This window comes from Companilactobacillus jidongensis (assembly GCF_003946575.1).
In the GTDB taxonomy this organism is placed as follows: Bacteria; Bacillota; Bacilli; order Lactobacillales; family Lactobacillaceae; genus Companilactobacillus; species Companilactobacillus jidongensis.
On record NZ_RHOP01000009.1, the window covers coordinates 40,161 to 63,409 of the forward strand.

At 35.6% G+C, this 23,249-nt stretch carries 20 protein-coding genes; 4 read left to right on the forward strand and 16 right to left on the reverse strand.

Annotated elements, in window-relative coordinates; all coding sequences use genetic code 11:
• Positions 1–168: 168 nt before the first annotated feature.
• Positions 169–1,221 (forward strand): SLAP domain-containing protein, encoded by a 1,053-nt coding sequence (locus EKM68_RS07165; protein WP_125589272.1) that lies wholly within the window; start codon positions 169–171, stop codon positions 1,219–1,221.
• Positions 1,222–1,568: 347 nt separating this feature from the next.
• Positions 1,569–3,407 carry a hypothetical protein gene (locus tag EKM68_RS07170; protein ID WP_125589274.1) on the forward strand — a complete coding sequence of 613 codons (1,839 nt, stop codon included), beginning with the start codon at positions 1,569–1,571 and terminating at the stop codon, positions 3,405–3,407.
• Positions 3,408–3,481: 74 nt separating this feature from the next.
• Here EKM68_RS07170 and EKM68_RS07175 read toward each other — a convergent pair whose 3' ends face one another.
• The 12 genes from EKM68_RS07175 to EKM68_RS07230 all read right to left on the reverse strand — a co-directional run bounded on the left by EKM68_RS07175 (position 3,482) and on the right by EKM68_RS07230 (position 16,497).
• Positions 3,482–4,360, reverse strand: a complete 879-nt coding sequence (locus EKM68_RS07175; RefSeq protein WP_125589276.1) for an SDR family NAD(P)-dependent oxidoreductase — start codon at positions 4,358–4,360, stop codon at positions 3,482–3,484.
• Between the two features lie 75 nt (positions 4,361–4,435).
• On the reverse strand, positions 4,436–4,990 hold the full coding sequence (locus EKM68_RS07180) for a TetR/AcrR family transcriptional regulator (protein WP_164509385.1): 555 nt from the start codon (positions 4,988–4,990) through the stop codon (positions 4,436–4,438).
• A gap of 99 nt (positions 4,991–5,089) precedes the next feature.
• Entirely contained in the window at positions 5,090–7,738 is a 2,649-nt protein-coding gene (locus EKM68_RS07185) for a BspA family leucine-rich repeat surface protein (protein ID WP_125589280.1), read from the reverse strand.
• Positions 7,739–7,879: 141 nt separating this feature from the next.
• Positions 7,880–8,917, reverse strand: coding sequence for an alpha/beta hydrolase fold domain-containing protein (locus EKM68_RS07190; protein ID WP_125589282.1), 1,038 nt, complete (start codon positions 8,915–8,917; stop codon positions 7,880–7,882).
• A 25-nt stretch (positions 8,918–8,942) separates the two neighbouring features.
• Entirely contained in the window at positions 8,943–10,319 is a 1,377-nt protein-coding gene (locus EKM68_RS07195; protein ID WP_125589284.1) for an MFS transporter, read from the reverse strand.
• A gap of 460 nt (positions 10,320–10,779) precedes the next feature.
• Positions 10,780–11,592: a Cof-type HAD-IIB family hydrolase gene (locus EKM68_RS07200; protein WP_125589286.1), complete on the reverse strand. Its 813-nt coding sequence runs from the start codon at positions 11,590–11,592 to the stop codon at positions 10,780–10,782.
• 59 nt (positions 11,593–11,651) lie between these two features.
• The gene (locus EKM68_RS07205) at positions 11,652–12,260 is read right to left on the reverse strand and encodes a sugar O-acetyltransferase (RefSeq protein ID WP_125589358.1); all 609 of its coding nucleotides are present in this window, start codon (positions 12,258–12,260) and stop codon (positions 11,652–11,654) included.
• Between the two features lie 96 nt (positions 12,261–12,356).
• The gene (locus EKM68_RS07210; protein WP_125589288.1) at positions 12,357–13,463 is read right to left on the reverse strand and encodes an NADH-dependent flavin oxidoreductase; all 1,107 of its coding nucleotides are present in this window, start codon (positions 13,461–13,463) and stop codon (positions 12,357–12,359) included.
• A gap of 90 nt (positions 13,464–13,553) precedes the next feature.
• On the reverse strand, positions 13,554–13,925 hold the full coding sequence (locus tag EKM68_RS07215; RefSeq protein WP_225422976.1) for a MarR family winged helix-turn-helix transcriptional regulator: 372 nt from the start codon (positions 13,923–13,925) through the stop codon (positions 13,554–13,556).
• 78 nt (positions 13,926–14,003) lie between these two features.
• Positions 14,004–15,200, reverse strand: coding sequence for an MFS transporter (locus tag EKM68_RS07220; protein WP_125589290.1), 1,197 nt, complete (start codon positions 15,198–15,200; stop codon positions 14,004–14,006).
• 49 nt (positions 15,201–15,249) lie between these two features.
• Positions 15,250–15,816, reverse strand: coding sequence for a cob(I)yrinic acid a,c-diamide adenosyltransferase (locus EKM68_RS07225; RefSeq protein WP_125589292.1), 567 nt, complete (start codon positions 15,814–15,816; stop codon positions 15,250–15,252).
• 3 nt (positions 15,817–15,819) lie between these two features.
• Positions 15,820–16,497: an ECF transporter S component gene (locus EKM68_RS07230; RefSeq protein ID WP_125589294.1), complete on the reverse strand. Its 678-nt coding sequence runs from the start codon at positions 16,495–16,497 to the stop codon at positions 15,820–15,822.
• Between the two features lie 208 nt (positions 16,498–16,705).
• Here EKM68_RS07230 and EKM68_RS07235 point away from each other — a divergent pair, with 208 nt between their 5' ends.
• Complete coding sequence (locus EKM68_RS07235; protein ID WP_125589296.1) at positions 16,706–17,425, forward strand: MIP/aquaporin family protein; 720 nt, start codon at positions 16,706–16,708, stop codon at positions 17,423–17,425.
• 34 nt (positions 17,426–17,459) lie between these two features.
• On the opposite strand, the gene EKM68_RS07240 is transcribed toward EKM68_RS07235, so the two are convergent.
• Together EKM68_RS07240 and EKM68_RS07245 are read right to left on the reverse strand one after the other, a co-directional pair.
• The gene (locus tag EKM68_RS07240) at positions 17,460–19,064 is read right to left on the reverse strand and encodes an ATP-binding cassette domain-containing protein (protein WP_125589298.1); all 1,605 of its coding nucleotides are present in this window, start codon (positions 19,062–19,064) and stop codon (positions 17,460–17,462) included.
• The gene (locus EKM68_RS07245) at positions 18,998–19,900 is read right to left on the reverse strand and encodes an energy-coupling factor transporter transmembrane component T (RefSeq protein WP_125589300.1); all 903 of its coding nucleotides are present in this window, start codon (positions 19,898–19,900) and stop codon (positions 18,998–19,000) included. The genes EKM68_RS07240 and EKM68_RS07245 overlap by 67 nt, the downstream gene beginning before the upstream one ends.
• A 180-nt stretch (positions 19,901–20,080) precedes the next feature.
• Here EKM68_RS07245 and EKM68_RS07250 point away from each other — a divergent pair, with 180 nt between their 5' ends.
• On the forward strand, positions 20,081–20,434 hold the full coding sequence (locus EKM68_RS07250) for a DUF4430 domain-containing protein (RefSeq protein ID WP_225422978.1): 354 nt from the start codon (positions 20,081–20,083) through the stop codon (positions 20,432–20,434).
• Between the two features lie 107 nt (positions 20,435–20,541).
• Here the strand turns inward: EKM68_RS07250 and EKM68_RS07255 are convergent, their stop codons facing one another.
• Together EKM68_RS07255 and EKM68_RS07260 are read right to left on the reverse strand one after the other, a co-directional pair.
• The gene (locus tag EKM68_RS07255; protein ID WP_125589304.1) at positions 20,542–21,504 is read right to left on the reverse strand and encodes an agmatine deiminase family protein; all 963 of its coding nucleotides are present in this window, start codon (positions 21,502–21,504) and stop codon (positions 20,542–20,544) included.
• A 169-nt stretch (positions 21,505–21,673) separates the two neighbouring features.
• Positions 21,674–23,023, reverse strand: a complete 1,350-nt coding sequence (locus EKM68_RS07260) for an NCS2 family permease (RefSeq protein ID WP_125589306.1) — start codon at positions 23,021–23,023, stop codon at positions 21,674–21,676.
• Positions 23,024–23,249 lie beyond the last annotated feature (226 nt).

Consider the following 23,249-nt stretch of genomic DNA (forward strand, 5'->3'; position numbering starts at 1 on the left):
CTTTATTAACTGATTTTTTAAGTTAATAAGGTTCTTTTTATTTAATAATCAATTACTAAATATTTTTATAAATGGAATGTTTAAGAATCACATAAGCAAATTTTAGATTGATCCCCTTAGCTATTTCACATTGTAAAATTCTTATATAACTGTAGGAGGTTATATATTATGAGAAGAAACGGATTATTGATCAGTGCTACCATGGCTGTTTTGATTGCTCCAACAATGCTTGGCGGATTAGCATTAGACGCAACGACAGTTCACGCTGATTCAAAAATGATTGGTACTGTCAGACGTGACGGTGGAAAACTTGTTAACGAAAATGGTGTCTTGATCCCAGGTCGTACCCTTAGCAACTTCACCTCTTGGAGATTAGGTACTCTAAAAAATATCAACGGTGTTGACTATTACCAGGTTGCCACTAATGAATGGATCAAAGCTGCTTCAGTTGAAATAAATGATGCTACCGCAAACTATTCTGTCAACGATGGATTAGTTAAGACACCCGGATATGTCGGTACAATTAGACGCAATGGTGGTTCAACAGTTAATGATAACGGTGAATATACTGGAAATCACTTAGGTAATTTCACTTCATGGAAACTGGACGCAAAGAAAGAAATGCGTGGTACGATTTATTATCGAGTTGCGACTAATCAATGGATTGCCGCAGCATCAATGGACATTGCTACGAACAATTCGGGAATCACGCATACTCCTGGATTCATTGGAACCATCTTCCATGGTGGTACTCTTTCATACACTGATAACGGTCAAATTACCAACAATGCCTTTGGAAATTACACATCTTGGAAACTCGATGCTAAAAAAATCATGAATGGTCAAATATTTTATCGTGTTGCAACTAATCAATGGATTGAAGAAAGCGCCATGTCAGTTGCTGACGCTAACGGTCATATCATAAATCAATCACAAACCGACAAAGACACAAATAATATCAATAACTGGGATCCGTATGAAGCTCAATCGATGGGCCTAAGAGACTATTACGACAGTAGTACTAATACTTACGTTCACAATCCATATGGTGCAGGATCAATGTTTACGATTTACAAAGTTGTTAAAAATATCAATGGTAAGTACTTCTTCTTGATTGATCAAAACAACAAATGGTTACCATCTGATGATTTTGACAACATACCTCAACGTGTCTTTAATTCAGCTGAGTATGAACCTTACTTTGCCACTTCTGTTAAATAAGCATCAGTATACAATTAGTAAACATTTTTTCAAAATATACAGTCAGTATATTTTGAAAAAATATAATCAATAAAAAATAACAATGTGACAGTCAATTATCATTTTAATGACGGTTATCATCTTCGATCGTTAGTATACAAAAATGCTATGCATCAGTATTTACACTACTTAATAGACACATTCATATTAATATATGAATGTGTCTATTTTATTAACAAATATTTTTATTTTTATGTAATGAATAAGTTGATTTTATCGATTTAGCTAATTATTTCTTTCACAATGTGAGTTTATACATTCAACAAATCATTTATAATTTTTATTATCATAAATCGAGGAGAGAAGTTATGAAGATAAACAATAAAATTACTATTATAGGTATATCCCTTTTTTCAACTATGGCTTTGCTGAACTCACAGGCTATTAGTGTTAAATCAGACAACAACAATGATAACAATTCAACATTGGTTACATCCAAAGATGATTCTTCAATTACAAAGGTTCCATTAATATTGAAATCAGACGTGGGTAGTGACAATAAGGTATACGCACCTGAAGACACTCCAACTGAGTTAACTGGTGAATTTAATATTAGTAGTGATATTACTGAAGATGATCTACCTAACAGTTTAAAAGAAATACCTGGCTACACTCTAAATTACATCAGTGATTCGAAAATAGATCTTGATGAGGATGGCAATGTCAAACCAATTGTAATCAATTACACCGCCAATAAAGATACACCATATACAATTACTTATATTGATAAAAACACTGGTGAAACAATTGGAACACATCATGCTAAAACAGGACTAATGGGAACTCAGTTTAATTACAGTCTAGATGTACTTACTGATGATGAAATTGCTCCAAATTTTAACGTATCAGAGTATCACACTGATAGTATCGAACCTAAAAACACTTTAACTCAATATGATCAATCATTTACCGCATATGTAATCGATACAGAGCCAATAACGGCCACATTCATACAAACCAATAGCTCAGGTGAATTACTATATCCGACTACAACAATAGTAAACTATCCAACAAATATCATGGGCGACACCATAGTCATCGACAGTAATACTTTGTCAATACCTGACGATCTTAGTATTGACTGGGAAAAATCATTGTACACCGGAACACATGACGGACAAGGCGGCAGTTTAGGATTTGAATTTTTATTAAACAATGTACAGTCAACTGAAGATTTAGATGAGTCGTGTAATTTTATAGATTTATTTAACACACTTGCTTTCAGCATAGATTCAGGTTCTTACGAACCAATGGACATGACTTTTAACATCGTTTACAAGACCACAAAAAACACCATCAGCTATCAAACTTCCGACGGAACTGAAGTTGGAACTGGTTCAGCCGAAGACGGATTAGGACATACAATTTCCAATGACATAATTTCATCACAACTACCAAAAGAATACAGACTGGTAGACGACAGTACCGAATATACTATTACCGATTCAACCGACCCAATTATTGTGCTAGTTCAAAAAGATCAAAATTCAGGTGGATCAGGTAATGGTTCAGGATCTGGCTCAGGTTCAAATAACGGTGGCGATACCGATACAGGTTCGGAAGACAGTATTGAAAATATTGATAATACCATAAGCACCTACCCCGGTTCAGCACCGATAACTCTATATGACAATGATGGCAATGAACTCGATCAAGCTGTGGCACCAGGTTCGGATTGGTATACTGACCAAAAGAAAACCGTTGGCGATAATATATTCTATCGTGTATCAACTAATACATGGGTCAATGCTAGTGATGCTTACATTTATTATGCCAATAAGGCGACTGTAAGGACTTACTCTGATTCAAACAAATCACTAACAACGGCTGATAATAAGACCGTAAATCGTGGAATCAAATCGGGAACAGATTGGTATAGTAATCGTTATGCATATTTCAACAATGAAAAACACTATCAAGTAGCGACAAACGAATGGGTTCATTCAGATGATATCTATGAATATCAATCAGCTTCTTCTAAAATTACTACAAATAAAGCAACAGAAACTTACGATGATCTAGGTAATAACATTAACACAATTGCAAATGCTTCAAGTTATTACACCGACAGAGTGGCTACCATCAACGGGGTACAAATGTACCGCATAGCCACAAATGAATGGGTTCCTGTCTCAGACGTAAACTAAATAAAGAACATGAAAAAGCAAGTTTAATCTAAAAGAGTCACACATTTACTAATTAAATGTGTGACTCTTATTTTTTATTTCATATATGATTGAATCTTATCCATGACTGAGTTCCAAACCAATTTTTCATTTTCCAATGAATAATAACGTTCACTAGGCTTTTGTTCTTTTGAATTACCAAAAAATTTACCAGAAACTCCCTCAACATCTGGCGATGTGGCAAGATATATATCGGTCGATGCACCCTGCTCAGGTGTTGAAGCAAAATATGCGGCTAATTTAGTTCCAGCAATTTTATAAACCAAGTTAATCCAAAATCCTTTGTCGCCTGATTGACCAAAGGCTGTCGCAACCATTCCTGGATGAGATACATTGATCGTCACATTATTGATCCCACGACTTTGTAAAATTCTTGATTGACGGCGAGCTATCCAAATCATGTATAGTTTTGAAATATTATATTTACGTTGACCGCCATAATTTCCTGTTAAATTAAGATCACCCATATCTGGTCTCCCAGACATTCTATGCGCAGCAGAAGAAGTGTAGATTACACGTGCAGAAGCACTCTTTTTCAAAGAATCCATTAATAGATCCGTCAATAATAATGGTGAATAGACATTTAATGTCAATGTATTATCAACCCCATCTGAATTTTGTCCACTGTCATTACTTAATACTGCACCCGCATTATTAACTAATACATCCAAGTGATCATAACGTTTCTTAAATGCCTCGGCCATATTCTTAATATCTTCAAACGAGAATAAATCAGCTAGTAAGTATTCAATATCATTGTTTCCTGTAATTTGTTTAATTTCCTCAACAACGTGCTGAGTTTTTACTTCATTGCGACCATGAATAATGACCTTCATACCATTTTTTGCCAAGCCTATTGCAACATGCTTACCTATTCCACCAGTTGCTCCTGTGATTAATGCAATTTTTTTCATCTTTATCTCTCCTTCAATAATAAAAGAATGTTCGTTCTAAAATAATTCAATTTAAAAGCACTCGATTATCGAGTGCTATGCTTTAATGGCATCCCAACACATTTTAAAAACCACATCAAAATCAACATTAGTCATAGATGATTCTTTATAAATTTGTGCTATTGGATACATGCAAAAACTAATCAACAAATTTGCATCTGTCTTCTTCAAAATTCCTTCTGAAATTCCTTTTTCGAACACATCATATACTGGTTTACCCCGTTTAGCTAAATCCTTTCGAACCGATAATGGTGTCATCACAGGTGAGGTGCCAGCTTGTTCCAAAAAATTAAAGTAGTCATTATTATCTTGAATAAAGGACAAAATATTTTGACAGAATTTCATAATCATCTTTTTTACCGGTTGATCACTGGTCAAATTATTTGAACAAGCAATCAACATTGCTTGCTTGACTTCAGAATAAACTTTCTGGAACATATCCTCCTTATTCTCATAGTAAATATAGAGTGTCGATGCGGAAACACCGGCAGACTTTGCTATTTTTGACATAGACACACTGACAAAACCAACTTCGTTAATTTGTTGGATTATTGCCTTTTGAATTGCTTCTTTTTTTTGTTCATCTTTCATTCTCATAAGTTTATAATGAATGCTCATTCTTTTATTGTCAACTGTTTTATTTCTTAAACATAAAAATAGCCGATCTCACGATCGGTTATTTCTGTATCATTATTGAATTTTAACTGCATCTGCACGGACGAATTCATCAGTAGCAACACGATAATATTCAACGCCATCAATATTCACAGTTCTATCTGTTTTATAGACCCCGTTTGTTGGTAAATTATCTACTAAAAGATTTCCATGTTCATCGTACAAATTAGTTTGTTGAGTAGTATCGACCAAAGTTTCATCGTACTCATATTCATAAACTTGATCAGCACTAACGAACTCATTAGTTGCCACTCGGTAATACTTTGAACCATTAATAATTGCCGTTCTGTCAGATTTCCAATCGGTTCCAGACTTCAAGGCTCGATTCAAAGTTTTCCCTTCAGCATTTAATAAAATACCGTCGATGCTTTGATATACACGCACATATGACTTGTCAGCTGCATAGATGTATACATCATCTGCCTTGACCCACTGATTAGCGCCAACACGATAGTATGTTACACCATCAAGTACTAATTTCTTGTCATTCTTCCAACCCGTATCTGGTGCTAATGTTTTACCATCCAAAACATTACCATCCGTATCATACAATTGTGCAGCTGGCTGATCCTTGAATGTAGAAACAGTTTGATCGACTGAGGTTACCACGCCAGCATCAGTATTAGTATCAGTTCCTGAGCCTGATCCAGAACCTGAGCCACCAGTATTCGTCTCAGGTTTATAAACAGCTGTAATTGAAACAAGATGTGTGGGATCAGGAGTCCTAGGGAAGGCATACCCGATCCATCCCGCAATGTCCTCTGATAAGTCTTGCAATGTTGCACCAGATGATACGTATAATTGGTTATATTTTGCCACATCACTGTTAATCAAATCGGTTAAGCTAATATTATTAATTTCATTATACGTAGGATCATCAGTATCAATACCAAATAGATCGGCTAATCCCGTAATTGTTGTTTTGTCAGGATTCAATTCTCTATTGGCTTCGAAGTTACTCATTGTTACTTTATTGTCACTGGTATCTGTATAACTTGGATTTGGAGCATTCAATAACGATTCAATTTCTGAAGTTTTAATAACTTTCCCATTTTCTTCTTCTTCGGTTATATCGACATAAGCTGGATCAATTGCGGGAACTATTACTTGTACAATTGGCGTCTTACCAGCTGAATATTCGGGAGTAATCACGCTATTGTGGATGTCGTCAAGGGCATCCCCAACACTAACAAATCCAGGCATTGGTTTAAATTGATTCCCCCAATTTGTTGTTATTATTACTGCCTTACCCTCAACACCTGTGACCAAACTACCACTTGTATCAATCTGACTATCATTTGCATTTTTTGCATTATACATTAAGTCAATTTGAAACGTTACCATGTGTTTTTTATTCAAGATCCAAGTTGTACTAGTTCCATTTGTTCCATCGTACAAATTTTCTAAGTCTGAACTAGAAAGCCATCTGCTGGAATCGGATTCATCTATCCAGCCATTTGCACCCAAAGCCGCTCCATCAGTATCAGTCCCTACCCATGCGTCACCTATAGATGAACCTTTTATTGCGTCATCGTTATTCAACGTAATTGACTCCAATCCAACAGTACCATTCAACATGAAATGCGCACCCATACTAGTCAAATATGGTACAGCCGAACGCATATTGGTATGAGTCAAATCCAAACTGCTTAGGCTTGAACAACTCATAAACATTTCCGAAAAGTTGTTTACATTAGTAGTATTCAATCCTGATAAATCAACGCCAGTAAGTGCACTACAACGTACGAACATGTCTTGTATGTCAGATACGTTGGGAACTGTGAAACCACCCATAGTAATGGTTGCTAGCTTTGCATCATTGGCAAACATGTATTGCAGATCAGTCGGTGAATCGACTGTTGTTTTGAAATTTGAAATGTCAATATTAGTTAAACTGGTACAATTATTAAACATATATGAGTAATTAGTAACATTAGAGGTATCCAGATTATTTAAACCAGTAATGGTTGTTAGGTTAGTAAAACCATTGAATAGATTCTTCAAGCTTGACCCTGCAGTTACTTTATCCGCAAAATCAACTTTTGTCGTGGTGTCTTTGTATGCAGCAAGTGGACTGTTACCTGATGCATCTGATTCCAGTGTGCCACCACTAATTGTCAATATTCCATTGTTTGAAGTAATGTTAGCTGCTTGTGCACTTGCGTTTTCCGTAACAGGACTAACGAGAGATGCAGTTTGTGATGGTGTACTGTCATTTTCATTTTGTCCAGCTGTTGATGCGACAGGAGTCTGAACACTTCTTTGTGTTTGAACTCCTTGTGTCATTGTGTCAGCTGGTTTTGTATCAGAACTATCATTTTCAACTGAAGAATTACTATTATTCAAATTTTTAGTATCTGAGCCACTCGTTGACCCTTGAGGTTGTGTTTGAGTGTCCGTGTTTGTCTGATTCTGTGACTGAGTTTTTGCGGTGTCATCAGTATTATCTGGATCCCCGCTATCATCAGTCTTAGAGTCAGCAACTAATGCTTGCTGTGAATTATCGGTGATACTTGCTTTGACTGTTGTCAAATTAGTCGCACCAAAAAGTAATGCCCCACCTACAATAGATAGCGTAGATGCAACCACCCAATTTTTGCCTGACTTATAAAGTTTCTTGCGAATAACTGCGTTAGGACTTCTTTTTAATTGTAAAAATCTCATATTATTCACGTCCCCTTTTTGTATCTATTGTATATCAATCTAATGTAAAAATGAGTACCGTTTTCATAATTATGGCATATATTTTAAACAATAAAAAATGATATCTGCAGACTTCATAATCGCAAATATCATTTTTTAATTTTATAATCTCTTGGCACATTCATAGATAGCATCTTCACTAGCGGCTGCTTTGCCGACTAGATTCAAGAATGCATGTGACATACCGCCATAGCGGATATATGTGGCATCACAACCTGCCATGCCTAATTTTTCAATGAATGCTTCATCTTGCAAACGGAATGGATCATATTCACCCGTCAATACTGTAACTTTCTTAAAGAGCGATGCATCACAGAACATTGGTGAAACTATCGGTGCATTAAGATTTATATCTTGTTCAGGTAAATATAACTCCGTCATTTTTTTGTCCAATTGCTTGAAGACTTCGTAACTTGCATGCAGCACATCACGTTGTTCATCAATAATTGGAATACGTGAATCATCCCATAGTCCGCCTTCAAGATCTGAACCATGAATTATTGTTGGGTAGAATAGTAGCTGACTGGATATATCACATATCCCCATATAATGACTTAGCTGACTCAATCCCAATGCCATGGAACCCCCGGCGGAATCCCCTGCAAGTGTAATATCATGTTTTGTTTTTACAACCAACGATAATACTGAGAGGCAATCCCAGAGTCCAAACGGATATGGATTTTCTGGAGCCAATCCATAATCAACTGTGTAAATAGTGCCATTGAATCTCGTTGCCAAAAGTCTCAGCGGAATTAATGAATCTTCTGCACTACCACCATAATATGCGCCACCATGGATGTATATAAGTGCACGATTATTATCTTCACAGCCCTTCTTATATATTCTCAGATAGCGGACCTTACGTCCCAATTCATACGAATAACGAGAATCTACACAGATATTTGGATATTGCATCTCAGGAATCGGTGCTGGTTCTGTACCTGCACGAAGTACTGTCAAGTCATTGGATAATACTGGATTATCAACAATTCCCTTCAAGTCATTCCATGTATTGGTCTCATACGAGTGAGCATCTACACGATCCTTAATGACCATATTTACATCCTCTAAGCGCGGAACTTCGACTGGTTCAACACGTTTAAGACGATTCAATTCTGTCAAATAATTACTTGTGATCATAATGTCCTCCCTAATAATTTATTAATTATGCTTCAGCAACTTTTGCGTGATCCTTTTTTGCTTTTGCTTCAGCCATTTCTTTCTTTTCGTTCAAGTTATAGAACACGAGAATTATCATAATCAATACGGCTAATATAATTGGAAGCCAGACAAAGTTAATATCGATAGCCAATTGAGCTTTGGCAGCTTGTGTCTTAGCTGTAGACTGAAAACCTCCCCACGTTAAGATCCAACCTGATAGAGCACCACCAATACCCATACCAATCTTAGCTCCAACAACAGGAACTGATGATAAGAATCCTGGTTCTTCAATGTGCAAATGTGTTCTTGCATACTCAACCGTGTCCGCAATCATAACAAAGGCGATTGTGAAGACTGAACCCATGGCAATCATGGTAATACCATTACCGATGAATAATAGTGGTAGGTTCTGTGATTTTTGACCGAGAGGCATGAGAATCTCACCAATAATGAAGACAACTAGTGATACATCCATAACATCACGGTTCTTGAATTTCTTTGAAAGGATCGGAGCAAGCAAGTTACCAGGTACAGCAAAGATCGTCATACCTAAGAACAAACCAACAATTGCTGGGCTCTTATAAACATAGTTAATGTAGAAAACACCTGAGGCCATTCTTACTACCCAGAATGTTTGGATACAGATAAAACTCAATGTGAGAATTACCCAAGGACGATTCTTAAAGGCACCTTTGAATGATTCTTTGACTGATAAATGTCCTTTAATCTCCTCTTGGCCATCTTCGTCACTAATATCTCTTTCTCTTAAATTCAAGAATGCAAGGAAGAAACATGCAGCGATTACTAATCCAACAACAGCGCCCCAAATCGCGAAACCTGTTTGTTGATTCTTACCACCAAAAAAACTAACCATTGGTAGTGTGACAGCACCGATAACAGCTGTACCAGTATTTGTCAGAACCATTCTGGCAGATGCTAGATTAGCACGCTCGTCGGCATCATTTGTTAAACTTGGCAAGATAGCAGTAATAGGTGTATTAGATCCTGAATAAATCAAACTGAATATTGTATATATAACACTGATCCAGATCATTTGAATAGTCTTATTGCCACCAAATGATGGATTGAAGAATAATAGAAATGCAAGAATTCCTAATGGAATACCAAACCATAGGAAGTATGGTCTTGCCTTACCATATTTAGAATGAGTATGATCAATTAAAAAACCGAAGAACATTCCATCGAAGGCATCAACGAAACGAACTAACAAGAATAATGTTCCGACAAATGCAGCTGATATTCCGAGAACAGTCGTGTAATAAAATAATAGATACAAACCGACCATTTGCCAGATTAAATTTCCAGCCATATCAGTCATTCCATAGAATATACGTTGTTTCCATAGCTGTAACTTGTTCATAGTATTTCCTCCTTCTGATAGACAAGATATTGATAATTTATTTTTTGATTATCAATATCTTGATATCTTTTTCATCTATATTATATATCCTGTTTAAACAAATGCAAAACAAAAAGCGTAATTATTTTTTACAAAAGTTGAGTTTTTGTTGATATAACAGCGTTTACACAAATATTTTAGTAAACAAATAATTTGCTTTGAACTATACAGAAAGTAAATATGACTGAAGAATTGGTTAATCAAACTTTCTTCACAATTAATTAATACTTATTACTTATTTATTCAATAATTTTTTCATACTTCAGCACTACTATATATACATAATCAAATACGAAAGATATTTGGTTATCCTCCCCCGTAACACAAAAATTATTTTTGATACCAGTAAGGATTGATGTCAATGAAGATGAATTTAAAATAGTAAACCCCAGTGGAATAGCTGTCCACTGGGGTTCTTTGTTTATTCAAAAATAAATTTGTCCATTGCCTTAGAGATGCCATCATTTACATTAGAATCAGTTATATAATCTGCATGTTCTTTGGCCTGATTCGTACCATTCTTCATACATATGGCCGTTCCAGCATAATCAAACATGGCAATATCATTTCTCTCATCACCAAACGCCATAACTTCACTGGCCAATATATTTAGGTGTTCCGCCAAGCTGCGTAGTCCGGTCCCTTTATTAGCTCTTTTGTTCATGACAGCTAAGAAAACTGTCCCTTCTCTAATGACACTGAATTGTTCACCCAAATCACTTATAACAACTGGTTCATCTATATTCAAATCTTCTTGTTCACCTACAAAATCAAATTTAGCAGCAGTAAAATCGTCCGGCAGATCTTTAGGATCTCTTACAAAGATCCCGGCGTGATTTTCCCATGCTTGAAGTACCGCCACACGGCTAATATCATGATTACCAGTATAAACGTTGCTGTCCGGATCTAACGAATAATATTGAATACCATTTTTATCAGCATAATTAACCAATCGACGATATTCACTTTTGTTTATTAGATGTTTAGTTATCGTTCGTCCAGCAACAGATTCCACGATTGCACCATTGTACGTTACAACATATTGATCATCACCCGATATACCCAGTTCATTCAAATACTCACTTACCCCGGCCAACGGTCGACCAGTACACATAACAATCTTTATTCCCATTGATAAAGCACGTTTGACAGCAGCCTTACTAGATTTCAAAATCATTTTATTAGAGTCCAACAAGGTATTATCCATATCAAATGCGATTAATTTAATACTCATTTACTATCCCTCTTTATTCAGAATTGTCTGTATATAATTGGCAACTCCATCTTCATCCTCTAATTTTCAAAATATTTTTGTTTTTCAAGTTTCCAAGCTTTTTTATCATTTTCATTTATCTCACGTAGCACGCGACAGGGATTACCAACCGCAATAACATTATCAGGAATATCCTTGGTAACCACTGAACCAGAACCAATGACAACATTGCTTCCAATAGTAATACCTGGATTGACGATAACACCGCCACCAATCCAAACATCATCCCCAATTACAATAGGTTTGCCATACTCATAAGCCTCATTCCGAATGACTGCATCGATCGGGTGTCCGGCGGTATACAGTCCGACTCGTGGACCAAACATGACGTTTTTACCAATTGTAATTGTTGCAATATCGAGAAAAATACAATCGTAATTAGCGTAAAAATCTTCACCAATTGTTGTGTGTATTCCGTAATCAGTATGAAATGGTGGTTCGAAGTACACATTATCGCCAGTATTGCCAAACAACTTTTTCAGCAAGTCATGACGAATGTCGCTGTCATCTTCAGTTGTCTGATTATATAGCCGAGTTATGCTTTTAGCACGATGTGAGTCCTTAGCCAACTCTGAATCACTGGCGATATAGAGATCTCCAGCCAACATTTTTTCTTTTTGTGAGCGCATATTATTTTTACCTTTCAAATTTGTAAATCGTTTACAATTTAAATTGTATCATTTGTAGGTAAAGAAAAAACACCCACAATGTGAGTGTTAAATTAACTAATCAACTAAGCTGTCAGGCATCATTCCTGTTAAGAAATCCCAAGTACCATTACTAATCTGATAAGTATCTTGATCCATTCTTGATAACTTATGATTAACCAACTCTTCATGACCAGCGAAGACTTTACCAACAAAATGTGGTTCGAGTAACATTTGAATACCAACGCCAATTAATTCAGCATTATCCAGCACGCCCTCAGCTTGTTCTTTGCCTTGAACGCCACCGATACCGATCAATGGGATGCGTCCGTTGATTTGATCATGAACATAAGCAAGAACCGACTTATCCTTGTAATCATCACTGACAGAGACACGTTTATAGTCATTTTCAGATAAGTGTAAGTAATCCAATGGTTTATCAGCTAATTTATCAACTAAGTACATCGTATCTGACATACGAATGCCGGGATTCTCGTATTCCTCAGGTGAGAATCTATATCCAACGATGAAGTCTTTAACATCAGACTTATCAACAACATCTAATACTCCATCTACGAGTTCATCAATGAAGTGATAGCGTTTCTCCAGACTCCCACCCCACTCGTCATCACGACGATTAGAATGTGGTGAGAAAAATTGTTGGATAATATAAGTATTAGCACCGTGTAATTCAACACCGTCAAATCCAGCTTCAATCGCACGTTGGGTTGCCTTCTTAAAGTTTTCAATCAACTCTTTAACCTCGGCAGATTCCATTGCACGTGGGGTTTCAGCACCCGGACGCTCTGCGGCAACTGCACTTGCCGAAACTGGTTGAACGCCATGAAGAACACCAGAGTCAGTCATCCGGCCAGCATGGAAGATTTGAAGAATTGCTTTTGTTCCATTTTTCTTGATTCCAGCAGCTAACTTAGCAAGTCCAGGAATGAATTTATCGTCAGCAACACTAAGTTCACCGTCCCAGCCCTTACCATTATCTTGAACATTAGCGGCACCCGTAATGATCGCACCAATTTCTCCAGCTCGTGAACTATAATAACTCACTTCATCATTTGTAACTGTTCCATCGAAAAAACTCATCTTGGTTGTCATTGGAGACATCATAAAACGATTCTTCAACGTCAAACCACGTCTAAATGTTAATGAGTCTGTCATTTTTGTCATTGATAATTACCTTCTTTTATTTAAATCGGATATAGTTGCATGCACATGCATATAATATATTAAAGAAATACGTAATGCAAATATTTTTTGCTACAATTCCTTTTTTAACACACCAGCAACCTTTGATGCATATTCCTTCAAAGTGTTCTCACCCTTTGCCGTTAAATGAATATACACTCCACGTTTATCCTTATCACAGATACTACGTTCGATAACACCGCATTCTTTAGCTTCCAGTCTCGCAATCAATCGTGACATTGCGCTTTGACTGAGTCCAACTAACTCTTGTAATTTTTGAAGTCTTAACTTCTTGTTTTCTTCTTGATTCAAAAAATACAAAACATAAAATTCATTTAAAGCTAATGATTCATTCGCACCGGATAACTCATGCTCCAATGAATTCTCAATTTGCTTTTGCTTTCGAACAAATTCAAACCAACGTTCGATTATCTCATTATTCAAGATTTCACTCCCTATCACTTCAAGAATACATTATGATATTAAAAAAGTGCCACCGTCAAGTGACACCCCTCAATAATATTAATCTTTAACTAATAATGATGTAAATGCACCAAGTAATAGTGAAATTGCCATAAAAATAAAGGCATTTGCAAAACTACCACCTGATTGTTGAACAATGCTACCGATTAACATTGGCGCGATGAATCCACCCAGTGTTCCACCAGTACCAACAATCCCTGAAGCTGAGCCAATGATTTCTTCAGGAAAAATATTCTGTGGCCATGAAGCAGTTGCGGCAAAAGTGGAAACAATAAACATTCCACTAATGGCAACACTGATGATAGCAACAATCAGTGTCTTGGCCAAGATCAAACCAACAATACCTAAGACAGCAATGATCGCACTAACAATAATAAATTGCTTTTGCTTACCAGCCCATACTCTGGTCAAAATAATACCTGTACCTAGACTACCAATGATTTGCATTATAGCGCTAACTGCCATAATGGCACCAGCCTGGGCAACTGTTAAATGGAAAGTGTCGGTCAAGTAACTTGGCATCCATGACATGGCGCCATAGGTAACAATGTTTTCAAGAAGAAGAATAACAAAAATCAAAATAACACTACGATTTTTAATTGTTTGACTAAATGGCATTTTCTTTTGAATTTTAACTTCATTTTTCACTTCGCCAGCATCATTAGGTAACATGAACAAGACACATAGAAAGGCCACTAGGAACAATGTTCCCAACATATAATAACCAGATCGCCAATTTGCAGAAATAACGTTAGCACCTAATGTATAAGCCAAAATTCCACCAATACCAGTTGTGGTCAAAATTCCAGACTGGGCAAGAACTCTCTTAGTTGGATCAAAGTTTTCTGCGATAGCCTTAGAAGTTGAAGGCGGATAACCTCCATGACCTAATCCTGCCAAAAATCTTATGGCAATAAATAATAATAAGCTGCTGACAAATCCAAACAAATATGAAGTTACAGCAATACTTGCTAATGAAATAAGCAAGATTTTTTTAGCTCCGACTTTATCAGCTAACCATCCTCCAGGAATTTGCATACATGAATAAGCTAAGAAGAAAGCACTCATGATGAAACCCGTCTGAGTCGTGGTCAAGCTGAAGTCTTTTGCAATTGGAATAACAGCGGTTGAAATCATCGTTTTATCCATGTAGACCATCGTATAACCAATCATCAATGCCGTAATAACTTTAATATTTTTTCCCGACATCTTAGATTTAGTAGTTTCTTTTCCCATAACGTCACCGCCCTTCAAACAATTTTATTTTCAAAGAATAGTGTCTAGATCACCTAAACACTGGTTTACTGTTACGATACAGCACATCGTCGACATCTTCAAGAACATTGGCATATCTTGCCGCAGCGAAGAAGTAATCTGACAAACGATTGATAAATTTTAAAACTTCTCCATTGATCGATTCATCTTGCATCAAGTCGACAATTTCCCGTTCAGCACGGCGAGTAACTGTTCGAGCAACATGTAGATAGGATGCGGAAACAGATCCACCAGGCAAAATAAACTTTTTAACTTGTGGTGCGGCAGCCATATACTTATCAATTTTTTTCTCCAACCAATCGACTGTCTCATCATTTTTGAAGATATATTCATGCTTAGCGTCATCTTCCGGAGTAGCCAAGTCGGTACCACAATCAAATAATAATTGCTGAATCTCCTGTAACTCATCCTTTAACTCGGTTGTTTTGTCAGTCAAACTAGCCGCAACCAAACCAACTAATGAGTTGAGTTCATCAACTGTACCATAAGCATTGATACGTTTGTCAGACTTGTACAAAACGTCGTTGCCGATAATACGAGTCTGCCCTTTGTCACCTGTTCTTGTATAAATTCTCATTAGTTACTCCTTTGTGATAAATAAATTATATTTTTTTTTGTAGTTATTGAATATTTTAATCCAACGCTTACCCACTAACAATAACAAAACAGCAGTAAATATTGCGTGGATCAAATCAAAATAAAAACTGCCGGCAATCGAGATGCCCACACTCTTCCAAGTTATTGGATCAACAAAACCAATAATATAGTAGATATCCATGATCCACCCCATAATGAATCCGGACGCGAAGCCCCAGATTGTCAGTATCCAACGTGGTATTTGTTTATTTGACATCAATCCTGATACTAGTCCGATAACTCCTAAAGCAAACATCTGCCACGGTGTCCATGCTCCCTGTCCAAAATACATATTAGAGGTTAGAGCAATTATAGTTCCCATCAAAAATCCCGTTTCAGGTCCACTAACAATAGCTCCCATTATCAAAATAAATAATTCCGGCTTAGCGGAAGGAAGTGCGGCGAATAAAACACGTCCTCCAACTGCCAAAGCACAAATAATCGCAATAAAAACAATTTCTCGTGAGTTCTTACTTGAATGTTCGAATTTTACAAAATAGATGCCAATCGTCAACGCCAACAAAATAAACGAGAACAATAAATAATTTTTACTTCCAAAAACTGCCATCAAAATTAAAACAACAATTGAAATGGCAATTAACAAAATGGATTTTTTGTTCAAAAATGTCCCTCCTTCAGCTATCGATAATTACTAGTTTAATTTAAATTACGTGATAATTCTTAGTTTTTTTTAAAAAAACTCTTAAAAATGGTAATTGTACTGTCAAGTATGTATAATATTTGTAAACGATGACATTACTAATAAAATGGTAATTATATCGAATTTTAATATATAATTATGCAATTATTTGCACAAAGGGGTGTATTTTATGCAAGATAGCTTAACTTTACAATTATTAGGTGAATTTATTGGGACATTAGTCTTAATTTTACTTGGTGACGGTGTTGTTGCAGCTGTAAGTTTGAAGAAATCAAAGGCTGAGGGTGCTGGTTGGATAGCCATTGCTCTTGGTTGGGGTCTCGCGGTTACTCTTGGTGTCTACTGTTCTGGATTCTTAAGTCCTGCTCACCTTAACCCAGCAGTTACATTAGGAATGGCCATTGCTGGATTATTCCCATGGTCATCAGTAATACCTTATATCATTGCTCAAACATTGGGTGGTATTGTTGGGGCTGCACTGGTCTGGATCAACTACTATCCACATTGGGCAGAAACAAAAGATCCAGATGCAATTCGTGGCGTATTCGCGACCGGTCCCGCTATCAGAAATTATCCAATGAACTTTATTAGTGAATTTATTGGTACTTTTGTACTAGTCTTTGCCTTATTAGCATTCACACGTGGTAAGTTTACTGATGGATTGAATCCAATGGTCGTCGGTGTTCTAATTACATCTATTGGTTTCTCACTTGGTGGTACAACAGGTTATGCTATTAACCCCGCCAGAGATTTGGGACCAAGAATTGCTCACCAGATCCTACCTATCGCTAACAAAGGTGATTCCGACTGGGCTTATAGCTGGGTTCCTATCTTAGGACCAATGGCTGGTGGTGCTGTTGGTGCATTAGTTTATCTATTGATTCCTTAAAAATAAAAGCTATAGGATAATTTTATTATTTGTCCTATAGCTTTTTTAAATTATTCCAAGTCAAAGCATCTGGGAAGCTGTCCCTAGATGCTTTATTTATTTCTGTTGTATAAAAGAATTTATCTTTGAAGAAGTCCACTGGTCGTTTGAATTTACTGAGTTTACCATCAAACATCATCGATACGTAATTAAATTTCGTTGCGAACACCAGATCATGACTATTAGCGAATAAAATTCCTCCAGTCGCCAAGTAATCCTTTAACAAATCATGCAATTTCAAAATCATGTTTGGATCTAATCCTTTGGTCGGTTCATCCAAAAATAAAATTGCCGGATTCTTGATCAAACCGATTATTAAGGCCAAAAATTCTTGCTGACCTCCACTCAGATCATAAGGACTAGTATCCTTCAATTCAAACAAATCATACTGCCTTAAAATCAAGTCAACTTGCTGTGAAGTTATTTCTGGATTATTTTGTTTTAATTGAAATTCAACTTCTCCAAAAACCGTATCGGCAACAAACAACAGAGCGGGATTTTGTGGCAAGATAAACAACTTTTGATAAATATTTGTATTTTTATTATTGACAATTTTGCCATTTAAAATAATCTTGCCAGATTGTTGTTTAAGTTGTTGTGAAATAACTTTGATCAATGTGGACTTGCCCACTCCGTTTGGACCAACTAAACAATATGAAATTCCCTTATTCAACTCAAAATTAACTTCATCCACAATTTTTTTAGATTCAAAATCAAACCGAAATGACAGATTCTTAAGTTGTAATACCTCTTTGGATTCATTGATTTTGCGTGAATTATTAACATATTGTATTTCATGCTCGTGTCTATTTAGCAGCTTACTAAACTGGCGATTATTAAGTGGTAACTCTGTTTCATCCCTAAACTCCAATTCCATAAAAGACCTATTTATTTGAGACAAATAATTCTTATAAAACTCATCTTGATACATTTTCCGAAGTGCAGTATCAATTTTTTCATCCAACAATATTGATCCAGACTCAATGATAGCCAAGCGATTAGCATAAAAAGTATTACGTTCTAGTGAATGCTCGACCATAATGATCGTCACATTTAGTTCTGAATTAATTTTGTGAACCATTTGAAGCAGTTTCTCAGCCGCAATGGGATCCAGTTGTGATGTTGGTTCATCCAGTAACAAAATATCTGGGTCAACTATCAGAGCCGCTGCCAAATTGATCAATTGCTTCTGACCGCCTGACAATTCTTGTTCTGTTAGATCCAACAATTCGATGATACCAAAATAACTGGCTACTTCCGCAATTCTCATATGTCGTTCATCGACTGAATATCCCATATTCTCGAGAATGAAATTAAATTCGTCTCTGGCACATTCAGTTATCATCTGATTATCAACAAACTGTGAGATATACGAAATATTCTGATCATTAGTCTGACAATCTAAAGTACCTTCAGTAATATCACCGACCACTAGACCCGGTTTCAATTGTTTCAATAACGTACTCTTGCCACTCCCTGTTTTACCGATCAACAACAAAAAATCGCCTTTATCAATGGTTAATTCAACGTTACTTAGCGAAAGCTTTTGACTGTTGGCATATTTGAAGCTGTAGTTTTTGAAATGTACCATTTCCACCATAAGTATTGAGACACCCCTATTAAAATTGGCATTGTAATCATAAGTATGTTTAAAACACTGATGATTATTATATTAGAATTCATGATGAAACTAACGGAAGCCGAACCAAAACTAACCTTACCGTTTTTTAACAACACCATCGTCAAATTAAAAATAATTGCGGTAAAACTACCAATAGACAATATATAATCGGTCTTAGTGTTGGCATAGTTCCTTGAAACACTGCGGCGGCGATCATATCCTCTAGTTATTAGTACATCGGATACATTCATGAAACTAGCAATCGCCTTGTTTAAGACAATCTCCAATAGATTCATTTTTTTATAAGCATCTCTACTACGAAATTTATATAAATAATTAGTGTTCTCAAAAATTTCGATTATCTTTGGAATAAACTTAATTGTCAAAATAAAAACAATGGCAATATTTCGTAAACTTTTTGAAAGTAGATCAAAAATAACTTTGACATTAGTTAGCGCATCATAAATATAGAAAGCTAACAGTAAATTAACAAATGAAAAAGCTAAAATACCGGCATTCAAAAGTGATTCAGTTGTTATTTTTATTAATGGTATTTGGATAAGAATGTTATTGCCTCTTTGATTTATAACTAGATTAAATATAATGGTTGTTAAAAAAATAATTAATGTAAATTTTAAATAACCCTTTGAATTTTCCTTCTGAGTAAACTTGGCAACTGACAATAGTGAAATAAGAACTGCCAAAATAATTATTGGATTGTTAAAAACTAGCGATGAAATAATAATTGACAATAAATAGATTAATATTGAAAAATTATTAACTACTTGTCTAAATCCAGAATAAATTTTTTTCAACTACCAATCACCTTCCCGTCTACTCACTAGCACATTTAAGAATAACACAATTCCAATGTATTATTATTCACATGAAATCCTTATATATTGATAAACAAATTCTCTGATATAATTAGAAATCGCAAGTCAATTTTATCTGAGGGAGTATATATTATGAAAAAAAGAATCACCGTTTTATTAATGTCATTGTTATTGCTTATTGGCGTTATTGCACCAGCTGCCACAACAACTGCTGATGCGAAGACAAACAATATCAAAGTTACTTATGTCTTGAAAAAGAATAAGAAGCAAATCGCCAAGAAGACTGTTACCTTGAAAAAGAATGCTACTGTTATGACTGGCGTAAAAAAAGGCTGGAAAGTCACTGAAAAAGGTGGTTTCATTTCAGCCATCGATGGCAAGAAACAAAATAACAAAAAGAAGATCTACTGGACATTTACTGTTAACGGTAAGCAAGTTAATGTAGCGGCCAACAAAAAGAAGTTAAAGAACAAAGATAAAGTTACTTTTACATTATCAAAATATAATGGTTAATCACTCTATCTGAAAGAGGTCATGACACAACTTTCTTCGTTTAACTACATAAATCCTCGTATTTACTGTGTAAATACGAGGATTTTTTTGTGCTAAGATCTCTTTTTTTATTTATTAAACTTATTAGGAACTTCCCAGGTCAGACAATGAACAGAACCACCCAGTGTTGATATTTCACTAACATCGACTGGAACTACTTTTTTGTTAGTATTACTTTGAACAATTTTCATTGCTCGCATATCATTCTTCAGGCCATATTGTGGGAAATATATCGTACTTGTAGTTTCTAACATATTAATGTACAAACCTCGTGCAGAGGCTATTTTTTTGTCATATTGCCCCTTGTCAGTATATGAAGATGGGAGAACAACAAATTTCATTTTTGGTTCAATTGACAAAATCTGATTTTTAATTTTCTTCAAAAATCCTGGTTCATAACTGAAATCGTTAATATACATTTTGCGTGCGGAAATAAATTTAACCATCCCATCACTGTGACCCAATACATCACCAGGTTCTTTAGAAATAATAATCACATGTTTCACTTTAAGTTGATATTTTAATTCTGCAATAATTTCTTTTTTTGACCACTTTGAATTATCAGTCAAAATTTGCTTAGTAACAACCACAGTATCAGATCCATTCCACTGCACGTTACCACCATCTAACTTTAATTTCGAATTAGAATAATTATATCTACCTCTCAAAAATTTCTTAAATTGGCGGTTCAAATATCGGCTGTCAGATTTTTTTAAATAACTTGGTGAGTAATCGAATTTAACCATTCTAGTGGTTATTACTGGCGCAACATCCCGAATCCAAATATCTGGATAATAATAATTAACCGTATTAAACTTCTTTGGTTCCATCGATAAAGATGTAATTGTATTCTCATTAGAATTTAGTTGTAGGTCCTCATTGAATTGATTGAATGAATCTTCAAATGGCTGATAATATTTATCTTCAGAATCGGGCTGACTTGTATAAATAGTGTCAGCCTGAATATTGATTGTATCCATGCCAAGTAGTGTTGCGAAGCATAGAAATGCTGTAATAATAGTTTTTGTCATACTTATCTCCTCGTTTCGAAGAAAGTATATCAGGTGATTTTTTATATATAATATATAAAAAATATAAGTCTGATGTTAAGGCATAAATTTGGTATTGACAGGATCTGGATATAATAAATATATATATAAATAAAAGCGGATCTCCTCATTAGGAAATCCGCTTTTGTCATTAGCTATGTGGTAAAACATTAATAATATAAAGCAATAATAGAAAGACGAAGAACAATCCGTACATAATACCGTTAACTTCTTTTCTTCTTCCTGCAGCAATCATTGTCAGTGGATAAGCTAGAAATCCAAAGGCGATACCGTATGTAATATTATATGTGAGTGGCATTGCCAAAACTGTTAAGAACGCTGGCAAAGCGATTTCGAATTTTTCCCAATGGATGCCCTTCATTGACTGAGCCATCAAAGCACCAACAATAATCAAGACCGGTGCCGTTACATTTGATGTAACGACTGTCAATAATGGTGAGAAAAACATTGAGATAGCGAAGAAAATACCAACAACTACTGATGTCAATCCAGTTCTACCTCCAACAGCAATACCAGCACTTGATTCAACGTAGGCTGTTGGTGGAGTTGTACCAAAGATAGCCCCACTGACCATTGAGATAGAATCAGCCATCAAAGCACGACCAATTCTAGGCATTTTACCATCCTTCATGATACTTGCTTGTTCTGCAAGCCCAATCAAGGTACCGGCAGTATCAAAGAATGCTACCAATAGGAAAATAATCACTACAGCCCACATCTGAGGTTTATTAATGATGTCCCCCATGTGCGCCACACCAACACCGAATGTTGGTTTCAAACTAGGAATACCAGATACGATATGTTTTGGCATCGAAATCAATCCTGTAACCAATCCCGCAACTGTTGTAAAGACCATTCCAATAAAAATTGAACCAGGAACCTTTTTACACATAAGTCCAGCTGTAACAATCAATCCAGCTATCGTCAACAAGGTTGTTGGGTTAGTGAACGATCCAATTTCAACTAATGATGACTTGCTAGCTTCAATCAAGCCACCACCTTGTAATCCAACAAAGGCAATAAATAACCCTAACCCCGCTGAAACGGCAAGCTTCAAATCCTGCGGGATTGAATTTATAACTAATTCACGTAGCTTCAATAATGAAACAATTAAGAAAATAATACTGGCAATAAAAACACCTGCCATCGCTGTCTGCCATGGAATACCCATCGCAATAACAACTGAATAACTGAAGAATGCATTATCTCCAAGTCCTGGTGCAATAGCAATCGGATAATTAGCCAAGATCCCCATCAAGACAGATCCGACAATTGCCGTCAAAGCCGTAGCAGTGAATAATGAACCCTTATCCATTCCAGAATCCCCTAATACTTGAGGATTAACGAATAAGATGTATGCCATAGATACAAAAGTAGTTAATCCCGCTAAAACCTCACGTTTAACAGTAGTGTTAGCTTTTTTTAGATGAAACAAACGCTCTAAGAAACTTAGATTCTTTTCATCATTTAATGATTCCAATATAAACGCCCCTAATCAATTCTTTTTCACGAACTTATATAGTATTACAAAGTTGAATTGTTTTTTCAATACAAATATAAACATTTTCTATATAAATTTAATTATAGTTCGTGTTTTGCTGTTATTTTCGATATTAATCCAGTTATGTAACATTATGTCAATAAAATATAAATATCTTTTCAGAAATATTTGTATTTATTTTCTTCATATGTTCAATAATCAAAAC